Annotated in this window: 15 protein-coding genes and 1 other annotated feature; of the genes, 6 read left to right on the top strand and 9 right to left on the bottom strand. The window is 44.8% G+C overall.

Annotated features, from left to right (window positions below; translation table 11 throughout):
- Positions 1-39: 39 nt before the first annotated feature.
- The 9 genes from hisF to gltA form a co-directional block, all read right to left on the bottom strand.
- On the bottom strand, positions 40-822 hold the full coding sequence (hisF, locus tag B5J94_RS08915) for an imidazole glycerol phosphate synthase subunit HisF (RefSeq protein WP_062499181.1): 783 nt from the start codon (positions 820-822) through the stop codon (positions 40-42).
- A complete protein-coding gene (gene hisA, locus B5J94_RS08920) occupies positions 816-1,550 on the bottom strand; it encodes a 1-(5-phosphoribosyl)-5-[(5-phosphoribosylamino)methylideneamino]imidazole-4-carboxamide isomerase (protein ID WP_062499182.1) in 735 nt (244 codons plus the stop codon). Before hisA ends, hisF begins: the two co-directional genes overlap by 7 nt.
- 178 nt (positions 1,551-1,728) lie before the next feature.
- Positions 1,729-2,331, bottom strand: coding sequence for an imidazole glycerol phosphate synthase subunit HisH (gene hisH / locus B5J94_RS08925; RefSeq protein ID WP_062499183.1), 603 nt, complete (start codon positions 2,329-2,331; stop codon positions 1,729-1,731).
- An 18-nt stretch (positions 2,332-2,349) separates the two neighbouring features.
- Positions 2,350-3,438: a bifunctional histidinol-phosphatase/imidazoleglycerol-phosphate dehydratase HisB gene (gene hisB, locus B5J94_RS08930; protein ID WP_062499184.1), complete on the bottom strand. Its 1,089-nt coding sequence runs from the start codon at positions 3,436-3,438 to the stop codon at positions 2,350-2,352.
- A 144-nt stretch (positions 3,439-3,582) separates the two neighbouring features.
- Entirely contained in the window at positions 3,583-4,641 is a 1,059-nt protein-coding gene (hisC, locus tag B5J94_RS08935) for a histidinol-phosphate transaminase (protein ID WP_062499185.1), read from the bottom strand.
- A gap of 126 nt (positions 4,642-4,767) precedes the next feature.
- Positions 4,768-6,051 (bottom strand): histidinol dehydrogenase, encoded by a 1,284-nt coding sequence (gene hisD, locus B5J94_RS08940; protein WP_062499186.1) that lies wholly within the window; start codon positions 6,049-6,051, stop codon positions 4,768-4,770.
- A 228-nt stretch (positions 6,052-6,279) separates the two neighbouring features.
- The gene (gene hisG, locus B5J94_RS08945; RefSeq protein ID WP_211271075.1) at positions 6,280-7,170 is read right to left on the bottom strand and encodes an ATP phosphoribosyltransferase; all 891 of its coding nucleotides are present in this window, start codon (positions 7,168-7,170) and stop codon (positions 6,280-6,282) included.
- Between the two features lie 27 nt (positions 7,171-7,197).
- Positions 7,198-7,320, bottom strand: a sequence feature (His leader region).
- Between the two features lie 150 nt (positions 7,321-7,470).
- A complete protein-coding gene (locus tag B5J94_RS08950; RefSeq protein ID WP_062499188.1) occupies positions 7,471-8,484 on the bottom strand; it encodes a PTS transporter subunit IIC in 1,014 nt (337 codons plus the stop codon).
- A gap of 69 nt (positions 8,485-8,553) precedes the next feature.
- A complete protein-coding gene (gene gltA / locus B5J94_RS08955; protein WP_062499189.1) occupies positions 8,554-9,831 on the bottom strand; it encodes a citrate synthase in 1,278 nt (425 codons plus the stop codon).
- 107 nt (positions 9,832-9,938) lie between these two features.
- On the opposite strand from gltA, the gene B5J94_RS15030 reads away from it, so the two are divergent.
- The 6 genes from B5J94_RS15030 to B5J94_RS08980 form a co-directional block, all read left to right on the top strand.
- Positions 9,939-10,070, top strand: coding sequence for a hypothetical protein (locus B5J94_RS15030; RefSeq protein WP_255216924.1), 132 nt, complete (start codon positions 9,939-9,941; stop codon positions 10,068-10,070).
- Positions 10,071-10,920: 850 nt separating this feature from the next.
- Positions 10,921-11,301, top strand: a complete 381-nt coding sequence (gene sdhC / locus B5J94_RS08960) for a succinate dehydrogenase, cytochrome b556 subunit (protein WP_062499190.1) — start codon at positions 10,921-10,923, stop codon at positions 11,299-11,301.
- 20 nt (positions 11,302-11,321) lie between these two features.
- Positions 11,322-11,657 (top strand): succinate dehydrogenase, hydrophobic membrane anchor protein, encoded by a 336-nt coding sequence (sdhD, locus tag B5J94_RS08965; RefSeq protein ID WP_062499193.1) that lies wholly within the window; start codon positions 11,322-11,324, stop codon positions 11,655-11,657.
- Between the two features lie 51 nt (positions 11,658-11,708).
- The gene (gene sdhA / locus B5J94_RS08970) at positions 11,709-13,559 is read left to right on the top strand and encodes a succinate dehydrogenase flavoprotein subunit (RefSeq protein WP_062499191.1); all 1,851 of its coding nucleotides are present in this window, start codon (positions 11,709-11,711) and stop codon (positions 13,557-13,559) included.
- A 136-nt stretch (positions 13,560-13,695) separates the two neighbouring features.
- Positions 13,696-14,406, top strand: coding sequence for a succinate dehydrogenase iron-sulfur subunit (locus B5J94_RS08975; protein ID WP_062499192.1), 711 nt, complete (start codon positions 13,696-13,698; stop codon positions 14,404-14,406).
- 66 nt (positions 14,407-14,472) lie between these two features.
- A partial coding sequence (locus B5J94_RS08980) for a helix-turn-helix domain-containing protein (protein ID WP_158081052.1) occupies positions 14,473-14,741 on the top strand: 269 nt, incomplete at its 3' end.

Here is a 14,741-nt window from a genome sequence, read left to right on the forward strand (position 1 = left end):
ATTTGGGGGTCGGTTCAAAATACGCCCCTTTTATTGCCATCAAACAGGACGCACCGCAATGCCCTTATCTTTCAAATACGCCTTTAACTCACCCACGTCAATCATGCCCTTATGGAACACGCTTGCCGCCAATGCCCCATCAATGTCAATGTTAAACACGTCATAAAAATGGCTCATCTGCCCTGCTCCGCCTGAGGCGATGAGTGGCACGGTGCAGTGGGCTTTGACAAGGGCAAGCTGAGTCAAATCATAACCTTGTCGTACGCCATCTTGGTTCATCATGTTCAGCACAATCTCTCCTGCCCCACGGGCTTGCACTTCTTTAACCCAATCGATGACTTGCCATTGGGTTTTGCGAGTTTTGGTTTCATCGCCTGTATATTGATTGACCCAGTAGGTGTCGGTGCTGTCATCGTACCAACTGTCAATGCCCACCACCACCGCTTGCACGCCAAACCGCTTGGCAAGACAGCTGATAAAGTCAGGATTTTCAAGGGCAGGCGAGTTGATTGACACCTTGTCCGCCCCATAATTAAACAGCGTCTCAGCGTCCGTGAGCGTGCGAATGCCCCCCGCCGCACAAAAAGGAATGTCAATGACCTGTGCCACTCGCTCCACCCACGATTTGTCCACCGTGCGACCGTCCGATGAAGCAGTAATGTCATAAAACACGAGCTCGTCCACGCCCACATCGGCATAGCGTTTGGCAAGCTCTACAATATCGCCAATGGTCTCATGATTGCGAAATTGCACGCCCTTGACCACTTGCCCGTCCTTGACATCAAGGCAAGCGATGATTCTTTTGGTTAGGCTCGTTAGCATTGTATCGCCCCTTTCAAATCCACCTTGCCTTCTAATAACGCACGCCCCACGATAATGCCAAAAACGTTGGTTTGTTTTATGGCTTTAATGTCATCAAGACTGCCAATTCCGCCTGATGATTGGATATTAAGCGTGGGATATTGCTTGGTTAGGTTTTGATATAATGCCACATTACTGCCTGATAATGTGCCGTCTTTACTAATATCGGTGCAAAGAATATGGCTAAGACTGACTTCTAGATATTCATCAATAATCGCTTCTAATAATACACCGCTATTTTCTTGCCAACCGCTAATGGCAATAAAATTTTGATTATCAATGATATTCACATCAAGTGCCAAAACGAATTTATCAGCACCGTATTTTTTAAACCAATCTTTTACGGTGTCTTTTTGTTTGATTGCCATTGAGCCAATTACCACTCGTTTTGCCCCAATATCAAACAAGGCTTTTATTTCATCTTCGCTTCTAATACCGCCCCCCACTTGCACTTCGGCATTGGTAGATTTAATGATTTGTTCAATCAGGGTAATTTGGCGTTTCGTTGGGTCTTTTGCCCCTGTCAAATCCACAAGGTGCAAATAACTTGCCCCATCATTCACATATTCGGCAAATTTATCAATGGGATTATATGTATAAGTGGTTTGTTTGCCATAATCGCCTTGGTGTAAGCGTACCACTTGCCCATCAATTAAATCAAGGGCGGGGATAATGATTGGTGTTGTCATAAAATTTTCCTAATTTTTGAAATATTAGTTTGTTTTAAAAAGTATGCTATAAGGAAAACCGTTCGTGGTGAGCCATGCCTGCCCATGACGGTTTTCCTTGACATCCTTCGACAAGCTCAGGGCGAACGGAAAACCTAGTTTGGCATACTTTTTGGGCTACTGTCTAATTTAAGTGGCTTTAAATATTTTCAATAAAATTTTGCAATAATCTTGCCCCAATTTTACCTGATTTTTCGGGGTGAAATTGCATGCCATAAAAATTATCTTTTTGTACCATCGCACTAAATGGCGTGCCATAATCACAAGTGGCAATGGTATAGTCATTTACTGCCATCGCATAACTGTGAACAAAATAAACAAAATCGCCATTTTTAATACCATCAAATAAGGGGTGCGATATGTCATCAAAATAAATTTTATTCCAGCCCATGTGCGGTAAGGGTAAATTACCCACGTCTAATTTTTGGGTATGATTGGGGATAAGATTTAGGGTGCTGATATTATGCGTTTGGCTTTCGGCAGAATACTCGCCCAATAATTGCATTCCTAAGCAAATACCAAGCAGGGGCTTATTGATTTGGCGAATGATAGGAATTAATCCTTTTTTATTCATCTCATTTATGGCAAACTCTGCCGTTCCCACACCTGGTAAGATAAGTTTGTCGGCGGATAATATCTCATCGGCATTGTCCGAGATAATGGGCGTGATACCTAGCCGTTCAATGGCGAATTTGACTGACGTTAAATTGGCACACCCTGTATCAATGATGACTAATTTCATAAAAAATCCTTATAAACTTTATAATAAACCCTTAGAGCTTGGCAATTCATTACCTTCAATTTTAATACATTGACGCAAAGTCCTACCAAATACTTTAAATAAACTCTCTATTTTGTGATGGTCATTATCGCCTTTGACTTTTAAATGTAAAGTCGCCCCCATCGCCACGGCTAATGAAAAAAAGAAATGTTCGGTCAATTCGGTGCTAAAATCACCCACTTTTTCTCGTTTAAATTTGCCTTTAAATTTTAAAAAAGGTCTATTAGATAAATCCATTGTGCATTCGGCTCGGCATTCGTCCATCGGTAGCACAAAACCAAAGCGGGCAATGCCTTTTTTGTCGCCAATGGCTTGTTTTAGAGCTTGCCCTAAGGCAATGGCAACGTCTTCTACCGAGTGGTGTTCGTCTATCCACAAATCGCCTTGGCAATTTACGCTCATTTTAAATCCGCCATGCGTGGCAATTTGGTCTAGCATATGGTCAAAAAAGCCAATGCCCGTGCTAATCTCATTAACCCCTGTCTCGTCCAGACATACCTTGACGGATATATCAGTCTCTTTGGTTTTTCTTTTAATCTCGCCAATGCGTTTTTCACGCTCGCCAATATTGGTAACAGGCTCTTTTAAGAGCTTTTCGGTAATGAGTTCCCAATTTAGATTATCGGGGCTGTATTTTAATCCGACAATACCCAAATTTTTGGCAAGTTCAATGTCGGTGTCTCTGTCGCCAATGACAAAACTGTCATTTTTATCAAATAAATTGTTATTGATATACTCACTCAAAAGAGCGGTATTGGGCTTTCGGCAATCGCAATTATCTTCTTTAAAATGCGGACAAATTAAAATATCATCAAAGATGATGCCTTGCGAATTAAAAATATCCAGCATGGCGTTATGCGGTTTGTCAAAAGTTTCTTGAGGGAAACTCTCCGTACCTAAGCCGTCTTGATTGGACACCATCACAAGGCGGTATTTTTTTTGTAATGCCAATAGGGCAACAATTACGCCTTTTTCTAATTTTAATTTTTCTAGGCTGTCAATTTGAAAATCGGTTTTTGGTTCGTCAATGAGTGTGCCGTCTCGGTCAATAAATAATGTGGGTTTCATAAATTACCTTTTATAAAATGGGGTTAAAGTGGTATATAGCCAAAGAACCCAAAAATTTGATACCTTTTGTAAGGGCGAATTGCAATTCGCCCCTACGGATTGATGATGATTTGTTTAAAAAGTATCAATTTTGACATTCTTTAATTAAAGTGTTTTTAATGCGTCAATCACCGCTTGATTTTCGTCTTGCGTGCCGATACTGATACGAATACAATCGGCAAGATTTAAGGCGGTGGTTTGATTGCGTAGGATAATGCCCGTCTCCCAGAGCTTATCAAATACCGCTTGTCCTGATTGGATTTGATTGTCAAATTTGACCAAAATAAAATTGGCAGAGCTTGGATAAATCGCTTTGACAATCGGCAAGGATTCTAATTCACGCACAAGCCACGCTTTATTATCAAGGGTGGTTTTGACGTGTGTTTGCATTTGTCCGATACCGTCATCGCTAAGAGCAGTGGTGGCGATAAGGGCGGTGGGGGCAGGGATAGGATAGGGGGCGATGATTTTTTGCATGGCACTGATGATTTGGCTATTGGCTAGGGCAAAACCACAGCGAATCCCCGCCAGTCCAAAGGCTTTTGAGAGCGTGCGAACGATGATAAGATTGTCAAAATTATCAAGCTCACGGGCAAACGACTTATCCACACAAAAATCAATATACGCTTCGTCCAACGCCACAATCGCCCTATCTTTTGTCATAGCCAGCAGGGCAAGAATGTCGTCACGAGCGAGCAGGTTACCTGTGGGGTTGTTGGGACTGCATATGAATATGACTTTTGTACTGTTAAGATTTGTCTCAATTTGGGGTAAATCCAGATTAAAATCGGCTGTCAAAGGCACGGTTTTGGCGAGAATGTCAAAGGTGGCACTACTGACGGCATACATGCCATAAGTGGGCGGACAATATAGCACGCTGTCGGTGGGATTGCAAAAAGTGCGAATGATAAGTTCAATGGCTTCATCGCCTCCACGAGTGGCAAGCACTTGATTGGGATGAACACCTGCATGGTTGGCATAACGAAGGATGACCTCATCAGGTTGTGGCTTAGGGTAGCGGTTTAGGCTGTCAAGTCCTAAGGCATTTGGTGATGTGGGGCATTCGTTGGCATTTAGCCAAATGGTGCCATCTCCGCCAATTTTGCGAGCGGACTGATAAGGGGTCAGCTCTTGAACGGATGATTTTATTAGGTGGGTAATCATGGGGGTTCTCCTTGATGTTAAAATCTGTTTTTGGTTACTGATAAATCATTTAATCCATTGATGATGTTAAAATTATTCAAATCATGTGGTTGCATTGCAATTGCCCCATGTTTATTTTGATGAATTTTATGATTTTAGCTCATCAATACGTACCGTTACTGCCAGTTTGTGTGCGTCCAACTGTTCAGCTTGTGCCATGGCCTGTACGGTGGGGGCAAGTGCTAAAAACCCTGATGGATGAAGCTCTTGTACGGTCATACGCTTATAAAAATCAGCAAGCCCAAGCGATGACTGCGTGCGAGCAAAGCCATAGGTTGGCAAAACGTGGTTGGTGCCACTGGCATAGTCGCCCATGCTCTCAGGGCTATACGCCCCCAAAAATACCGAGCCTGCGTGTGTGATGTCATCTAGGCACGCCCTAGGGTTTTGGGTGTTGATGATGAGATGTTCTGGGGCGTAAATGTTTGAAATATCAATACATTGTGCCAAATCGTCCGCAATGATGATACGGCTTTTGGCAAGGGCAAGGCGTGCGGTGTCGGCTCGGGATAATAATGCCAATTGGCGGTCAATCTCGCCCGATACCTTATCGGCTAGGGCTTGGCTTGGCGTTACCAAGATGACTTGGCTGTCCGCTCCGTGTTCGGCTTGGGACAGTAGGTCGCTTGCCACAAAGGCAGGATTGGCAAATTCATCGGCAATCACAAGCACTTCGGACGGGCCTGCTGGCATATCAATGGCAACACCGTCTGCCAGCACTTGGCATTTGGCTTCGGTAACATAGGCGTTGCCTGGCCCAAAGATTTTATCCACTTTGGTTACACTGTCCGTGCCGTATGCCATGGCAAATACCGCCCCTGCTCCGCCAATGGCGTACACCGTGTCAATGCCACACAGTTTGGCGGTGTAGAGCGTCTCGTTGCTGATTGGGGCAGGCGAGCAAAGGACGATTTGGCGACACCCTGCGATTTTGGCAGGTATGGCAAGCATCAGCACCGTTGAAAATAAGGGAGCAGTACCGCCGGGGATATATAACCCCACGCTGTCAATGGGGCGAGTGATGACCTGACAACGCACGCCTGTCATCGTCTGGGTGTCAATGGGGGTGGGGATTTGGGCGGTGTGAAAGGCGTGAATGTTGTTATAAGCGGTCTGTATGGCAGATTTTAGGGTGTCGCTCACCTGCTCGCTTGCCTTGTCAATGTCGGCTTGGGCGACTTGTAGGGCGGTAAGCTCGGTGTTGTCAAAGCGTTTGGCAAAGTCAAATAACGCCTTGTCGCCATCGGTTAGCACCGCCTTTTTAATGGCTTGTACTTGCTCGGTTAGGCTGTCTTGGACGGTTTGGGTGGGGCGGGCTAGGGCGTTTTGTTGCTCGCTTGGGTCTAGGCTGTTCCAAAGTAGGGTTTGCATGGCTTGTCTCTTTTGTTTGGGGCTGTGCGTTGGGTGTAAAAATACGCCTTTTGTTAATCAATAAATGTTATAGGTATTGTTCAATTAAATGTATTCAAAATTGAACGTGTAGGGGCAATTTATTCGCCCAACAATCAACACGTTATCTTTATCACAGGGCAAATGTAATTTGACCCTACAAATCTGTCCAAAGGTATGGCTAATTAACAATACCATATTATAAAGCAATCAAATCATCATCTTTTCAATCGGCAATACCAAAATAGAGCTGGCTCCGACTGTTTTTAGGGCTTCCATCGTCTCCCAAAATAGGGTCTCTTGGCTGACGATATGCACCGCCACTTTACCATCATCGTTGGCAAGCGGTAAAATGGTGGGGTTTTCTACCCCTGGTAAGAGCTTGATGATGTCATCAAGTTTGTCTTTTGGGGCGTGTAGCATGATGTATTTGCTTTCACGAGCCTGCTCCACGCCTGTCATGCGAGTGAGTAGCTTATCCACTAGGGCTTGTTTGTCGGCAGGTAGGGGGTCGCTTTTTTGGATAAGGCAGGCTTTTGAGCGGAAAATCACGTCCACTTCTTTTAGCCCGTTGGCTTCTAAGGTTGCCCCGCTTGACACCAAATCACAAATGGCGGACGCAATCCCTGCACTGGGGGCGACTTCTACCGAGCCTGTGAGCAGGCAGTTTTTGAAGGGTATGCCTTGACTGTCCATATAGCGTTTTAAAAGATAAGGGTAGCTTGTGGCGATACGCTGATTGGCAAGGCTACTAAGTCCTTGATATTCAGTATCTTTTGGTACAGCAAGCGACAGACGGCATTCACCGAAGTCTAATACTTTTAGTTTCTTAAAAGATACCACCTGCCCACGACTGGCACGGTCAAGCTCGCACTCTTCTAGCACGTTTTCGCCCACAAAGCCCAAATCCGCCACGCCATCAAACACCAAAGCAGGAATGTCATCGTCTCGCACACGAAGCAGCTCAATGGCTTCGTTTTTGGCATAAACAATCAAGCGGTCTTTGTTGTGGTGAAACTTGATGCCACATGCCTTTAATAGGTCTTGGCAGTCTTGACTTAACCTGCCTGATTTTTGGATGGCAATTTTTAGACGATTCATCATTTTTCCTTAAAATAAAAATTTGGCAAATAAAAACCCCTGAAATCGCTTTCAAGGGTTGATACCGTCTTTTGTGCCATCGCCTTGAAAGTCTTTTTTCTTTCAAGCAAAACCACACGCCCAAAAGAATTTTAGGAATGATGGTGATGATGACGAGTGGCGATAACGGGGCAATTCATGGTAAATAACATATAAAAAGTTTTGAATACAGGCGTTATCATAAGGTATTTTTTGCTAAATGGCAAGCGTTATTTTTGCAAAATGTTTGGTATTTTTTAAATTGATAATAGGCATCATACGCTAAGATTTATCAAGTCGCAAATCTCCATATTTTATCCATGTCATCTTGATAAATAACCGATAAATCAACCAACACAATACAGCAGGCAGGATAAAATGAAACATCCCAATCAGCACCCAAACACGGACGGAGGCACCCATGGCATCAAGCGTGCCAATTTGTCCAACCAATCCGCTTGTTCCCATACCAGCACCACTTGGAATGTTCTGCATGCCAAAGATTACCGTGGCAAAGGGGGCTAGGATTGCACCTGTCAAGATGGGGGGCAACCACAGTTTGGGGTTTTTGACGAGATTGGGCAGTTGTATCATGCTTGTTCCCAAACCACAGGCGATTGTTGTACCTATGCCATTGTCCTTATGACTCATGGCGGCAAAGCCTATCATATGAGCAGCACAGCCCACAGTGGCAGCGCCTGCCCCAAGACCACTTAGTCCCAAACTGATGGCGATGGCAGCACTTGATATGGGCAAGGTCAGTAGCACACCCATGACAACCGCCACGACCATGCTCATGATGATGGGGCTAAGACCCATCGCCCATGTGATGACATCAGAGACGCTCATGAGAGCAGATGAGATGAGAGGGCTTAGGGTGTGAGCGATGATTGCCCCTGTCAGCAGTGTTGTTAGTGGTGTAACGATGATATCAAGCGGTGTGGTGCGATGGACGAATTTGCCACACTCTGCCGCTATGATGACAGCGACCAACGCCCCTATCGGGCTTGCCCCCATGAGTCCGACCGTGGTACAAGCAAGCATGACCAAAGGCGGTGCTTTGATGCCGTATGCCACGCCCACGCCAATGGCAACGCCCATCATGCTTTGGGCTTGACTGCCGATATCAATAAGCCACGGCATGGATAGCCAGGTACCCATGTTTTTTAAAATCAATCCCAAAATCAGTGTACCAAACAGCCCCAACGCCATAAAGTTTAGGGCGTCTATGCCATAACGTTGGAGTGAAAAAACGATGTTTTGCTTGGCAAGATGAGCAGATAAGCGGTTGTTCATGGCGATAATCTTGTAAAAAATCCTCCAATCGCTTGGGGGATTTTATGGTCATTTGTTAAAAGATGGGTATTACTTGCGGTCTTCCACTTTAACAAAGGCACGGTGTTTTTCACCCACATAACGCTGACGTGGACGACCGATTTTGAATGCTTCTGAGTGCATTTCTGTCCAGTGAGCAATCCAGCCTGCGGTACGAGCTAGGGCAAAGATAACAGTGAACATAGACGTTGGGATGCCAATGGCTTTTAGGATGATGCCAGAGTAGAAGTCTACGTTTGGATATAGTTTACGGTCGATGAAGTATTGGTCAGACAGAGCGATTTTTTCTAGTTCCATCGCCAGTTGTAGTTTGGGGTCATTGACACCCAAGGCACCCAGCACTTCATCACAGGTCTCTTTCATCACTTTGGCACGGGGGTCAAAATTCTTATAAACACGGTGTCCAAAGCCCATGAGTTTGGCTTCTTTGGTCTTAACTTTTTCCATGAACGGAGCAACGTTCTCGACCGAACCAATCTCATCTAGCATGGTAAGTACCGCTTCGTTGGCACCACCGTGTGATGGCCCCCATAGGGCTGCGATGCCTGATGCGATACAGGCGTATGGGTTGGCACCTGTTGAACCTGCCAGACGTACGGTAGAAGTCGATGCGTTTTGTTCGTGGTCAGCGTGCAGGGTAAAGATTTTATCCATCGCTTTGACCAGTACAGGATTTGGTTTATAATCCACGTCACCAGGGGTGGCGAACATCATGTATAGGAAGTTTTCAGCATAGCTAAAATCTTTGCGTGGATACATGAATGGCTGACCGATAGAGTATTTGTAGCTCATGGCAGCAAGGGTTGGCACCTTGGCAATCAAGTCCACAGCCGTGTCATCACGGTGGTCAGCGTCAGAGATGTCTAGATGGTTGTGATAGAAGGCAGACAATGCACCGACCACACCAATCATAATCGCCATCGGGTGAGCGTCACGGCGGAAACCTTCAAAGAACTTACGCAGTTGGTCGTGCACTGCCATGTGGTCATTGATGCGTGTGTAGAATTTGTCTTTTTCTTCGGCATTTGGCAGGTCGCCATAGAGCAAAGCATAACAAACCTCCAAATAGTCAGCGTTGTCGGCAAGCTCGTCAATGGCATAGCCACGGTGCAAAAGCTCGCCTTTGTCGCCATCAATATAAGTTAGGGCAGATTCTACGGGGGCAGTTGCCATGAAACCAGGGTCATACGTCCAAAAACCTGCTTTATTGACCGCAGTCACGTCTAGCACAGGGCGACCCAAGGTGGATTCTAGGACTGGCATTTCATATTCCGTGCCATCAACGACTAATTTCACTTGTTGTGTCATAATAATAACCTTATTTAATGGTGCCTAAATCCTGACCCAAAAGCCTTATCCTGCTTGGTTTGGGCTAATTTGGCATTGTGAATTTGCATGTTGGCAGGTAGCTCAACATGATGTCCTTGGTCTTGTTGGTCGCTGAGTTCCTTGCCTTGCGTCCGTTTGCCAAAGCAAAGGCATATTGCTCATCATCGCCATCAAGTAGCATGATGATACAAAAACTTTGCCAAACTTACAAGCCCTAGCATGATAAATTCCTTAAAAAATTGTAATTAATCCCCCAAACCCTTACACTTATTCACTTTTTTGTCCAAGCCCAGTTTTCCTAAACCGCCCAAATCATAAAAACCTTAATCATCATACGGATTTTTTGACATATTTTGTAACAATATTATCGGTAAAGTGGTTAAAATTTTGGCAAAAAATTTGGCGTCAGTTACATAAAAGTTGTAATTTTGTTTGTAAAATTTGTTCAAGCGTTTTATAATTTATCTGTTTAACTTGGCAGGTCATTTTAAAAAACGATAATCAATTTCATTGTCAATAGGGTGACACGACATTTGATGAATTTTGTAATAAATTTGTGATAAGTCTTTTGATGGTTTTACAAAAATTTGACAAAAAGTGTCGTAAAAGTCCGTGAGATTTTACTGATAAACATTCTCAAATGTGCTGTTTGGACAAGGTTTTAAAAGATTAAAGATTTTTAATGATTTGTAAAAAGTAAAAATAGCGATGTGTTTAAGCCTGATGGCTTTTGCATGGTTGCTTGGCACGCTGACACCGCGTGACACAAGCGACATTGATTTAACGCTGTGTTCAGACTTCTTATTTTAAAGACAGCCTGACGGTGTGATTTTTTGCGTTTAAAAATTTAAAATATCTTTCTATATAATATTCATGATGCTCATGCCAAATCATCTAGGGTAACTCATCAGATTTGGCAGATAAAATCAAAACCGATATTTTAAGTTTTTAATTTTACAATTTAAAGACAGTTTTGTATTTTAATTGTGGCAAAAATCACCCAAAAAGCCAGCTCTCCTTGCCGTCTTGTTCGTTTTGTACGGCTCATTTTGATAAGGACGCCCGCTCGTGAAAGATAACCGACCGATTAACTTACCCCTAAGCCAAGTGATTGCGGTGAACTCAAAGTCCCCAATCGCTATGGCTTCTATTTTGCACCGTGTATCAGGCATTGTGCTGTTTTTGCTTGTGCCTGTCATGCTGTGTATTTTACAGACATCACTGTCATCGCCAGAAGGGTTTGAGACGGTGCTAAATAATATCGCCCTGCGTTTTGTGGCGTGGATTTTTGTGGCGGCGACCGCTTACCATTTTGTCATGGGCATCAAGCATTTATTGGCTGACCTTGGCATGAACGAAGAGTTCAAATCAGGTAAGATGGCGGCGATTGTGAGTTTTGTTATCGCAGCTGTGTTGATTGTTGCGTCCTTTGTGTGGGTGATGTTCTAATGAAAAGAAACAATTCAGGCATTAAAAGTGCGACTGGCTTGACAGGTTCAGGTTCACGAGATTGGATTTTACAGCGTATCAGTGCGGTTGTCTTAGCAGTTTATAGCGTTGTTATGGTGGGCTTTTTCCTATTTAATGATGTGAATTTTGAAATCTGGCAAGGCTTTATGCTAAGTCTACCAATGAAGCTATTTAGCTTGGTGGCGATTTTGTCGCTCGTGTTTCACGCATGGGTGGGCATGTGGACGGTTTTGACCGATTATGTCAAATCATCAGGTCTGCGTTTGGTCATCCAATCTTTGGTCATTATCGCTGTTTTGGTCTATCTGTTTTGGGGCGTGATGATTTTTTGGTAATTAACCAAAGTTTCAAAACACAAATACCAAATAAAATCATTAGGAATTAACATGGCAACAAACCAAGATAATACAATTAATAATATCCCAACACTCAACTTTGATGCGGTGATTGTTGGTGGTGGCGGTTCAGGCATGAGAGCATCTTTGCAACTGGTTGAAGGTGGTATGAAAGTTGCTGTTTTGACAAAAGTATTTCCAACCCGTAGCCACACTGTTGCTGCCCAAGGCGGTATCGGTGCGTCTTTGGGTAACATGAGTCCTGACAACTGGCATTTTCACTTTTATGATACCGTCAAAGGCTCTGACTGGTTAGGCGACCAAGATGCCATTGAATATATGTGCCGTGAAGCCCCAAAAGTCGTGTACGAACTAGAACACATGGGCATGCCGTTTGACCGTAACGCAGACGGCACGATTTATCAGCGTCCGTTTGGTGGACACTCTGCCGAATACGGAGCAAAACCTGTTCCCCGTGCGTGTGCGGCAGCCGACCGTACAGGACACGCTCTGTTGCACACTCTGTACCAAAAGAACCTAGAAAAAGGCACGCAGTTTTTTGTGGAGTGGATTGCCCTTGACCTTATCAAGGACGCAGACGGCAACATCAATGGCGTGATTGCCCTAGACCAAGAAACAGGCAATGTTTCTGTGTTTCAGGCTCAAACAACGATATTGGCAACAGGTGGGGCAGGGCGTATTTTCCGTGCTTCAACCAACGCCTACATCAACACAGGGGACGGCTTGGGCATGGCGGTGCGTGCTGGCATTCCTTTGCAAGACATGGAATTTTGGCAATTTCACCCAACGGGCGTGGCAGGAGCGGGCGTGCTTTTGACCGAAGGCTGTCGTGGTGAGGGTGCGATTTTGCGTAACAAACATGGCGAGCCGTTTATGGAGCGTTATGCCCCGACACTAAAAGACCTTGCCCCCCGTGATTTCGTCTCTCGCTCTATGGACCAAGAGATTAAAGAAGGGCGTGGCTGTGGTCCTAATGGCGACTACATTTTGATGGACATGACGCATTTGGGTCTAGACACCTTGATGAAGCGTTTGCCGTCTGTGTTTGAGATTAGCCACAACTTTGCCAACGTGGACATCGCCAAAGAAGCCGTGCCTGTCGTGCCTACCATTCACTATATGATGGGTGGTATCCCAACCAACATTCACGGTCAAGTAACCGTGCCTGTGCTTGACGGTCATGTGGACGAACAAGGTCTATATACCGAAGGTCGTGTGGTCAAAGGCTTGTACGCCATTGGCGAATGTGCGTGTGTGTCAGTACACGGTGCAAACCGTCTAGGCACGAACTCACTGCTTGACCTAGTGGTGTTTGGTCGTGCGGCAGGTCAGCATATCCTAGACGAATTTGCCAAATCAGACCGCAGTTATAAGCCACTTGACCCGCGAGTGCTAGACTTTACCCAATCTCGTCTTGATAAGCTACAAAACTCTACCGAAGGCTACAACGCCCAAGAAGTTGCCGATGAGATTCGTAATACCATGCAGGCTCATGCTGGTGTGTTTCGGACTCAGGCACTGATGGATGAAGGTGTGCAAAAAATCATGGCATTGGCTCCAAAAGTTGAGCAAATCCATCTAAAAGACAAATCAGCCGTTTTTAATACCGCTCGTGTTGAAGCCTTAGAGGTTGCTAATCTCTACGAGGTGGCAAAAGCGACCATGTTATCAGCGTCTTTGCGTCATGAATGCCGTGGGGCTCATAGCGTGCTGGATTATGAAAAGCCAGAAGACGACAGCTATGCCCCACTAGGACGTAACGACCATGAGTGGATGAAGCACACGCTTTGGTACTCTGAGGGCAACCGTGTGGTGTATAAGCCTGTACGCAAAAAGCCTTTGACTGTGGACTACTGTGAGCCACGAGTGCGTACGTTCTAATTTTGGCAAATTATCTAAGTTGGGTGTAAAAGCCCAACTTATACAGATGAATTGGCAAAATGTATCATTTCAAATTTAAATTAGGTCTTTTTTAACAAAAACAGTTAAAAATCCCAAATTTCCAATGGAGAAACCCATGAGTCGAGGCAAACGCATTGTAGAGATTTATCGCTACGACCCAGACAAAGACAAAGCCCCCTATATGCAAAGCTACGAGATTGAGCTGTTAGATACGGATCGTATGCTACTAGATGTATTACTGCGTCTAAAAAAACAGGATGAGACCTTAACCTTTCGTCGTTCATGCCGTGAGGGCATCTGTGGCTCAGATGGCATGAACATCAATGGTAAAAATGGCTTGGCGTGCCTGATTAATATGAATACCCTGCCAGAGAAAATCATCATTCGTCCCCTGCCGGGTCTGCCCGTCATCAAGGATTTGGTGGTGGACATGAACCAATTTTATGCTCAATATGAAAAAGTTCATCCGTTCCTAATCAATTCACAACCTGCTCCGCCAAAAGAGCGTTTGCAGTCGCCAGAAGACCGTGAGAAGATGAATGGCTTGTATGAGTGCATCTTGTGTGCGTGCTGTTCAACGGCTTGCCCATCATTTTGGTGGAACCCAGATAAGTTCTTGGGGCCGTCAGCCCTGCTTAACGGCTACCGCTTTATCATTGACAGCCGTGATACCGACACCCAAGCTCGTTTGGCTCGCCTAGATGACCCATTTAGCTTGTTCCGCTGTCGTGGTATCATGAACTGCGTGTCGGTGTGTCCAAAGGGTCTCAACCCCACTAAGGCTATCGGTCATATCCGTAATATGCTACTTGATGCAGCAGGCTAACTGCTTTGCTTGATGAAGAAAACCCTACCCCAAAAGTTAGACACTCTAACCTTTGGGGTGCTTTCTATGGCAAAATACACAACCGACTTTAAACTGTCTGTGATTGGGTATTATCTTAATCATCATGGCTACAAACAAACCGCTAAACACTTTAATCTAAACCACAAAACCGTAGAGCTATGGGTTAAACTCTATCAAGCACATGGCATTGATGGCATAAAAAGACGACACACAAAGGCTGTCTATGACACCACCTTTAAACTTGACGCAATCAAACAACTTCAACAAGGCAAATCGCTTACACAACTTGCCATAGAGCTTAATCTGCCACAACC

It is taken from the genome of Moraxella lacunata (assembly GCF_002027545.1).
In the GTDB taxonomy this organism is placed as follows: Bacteria; Pseudomonadota; Gammaproteobacteria; order Pseudomonadales; family Moraxellaceae; genus Moraxella; species Moraxella lacunata.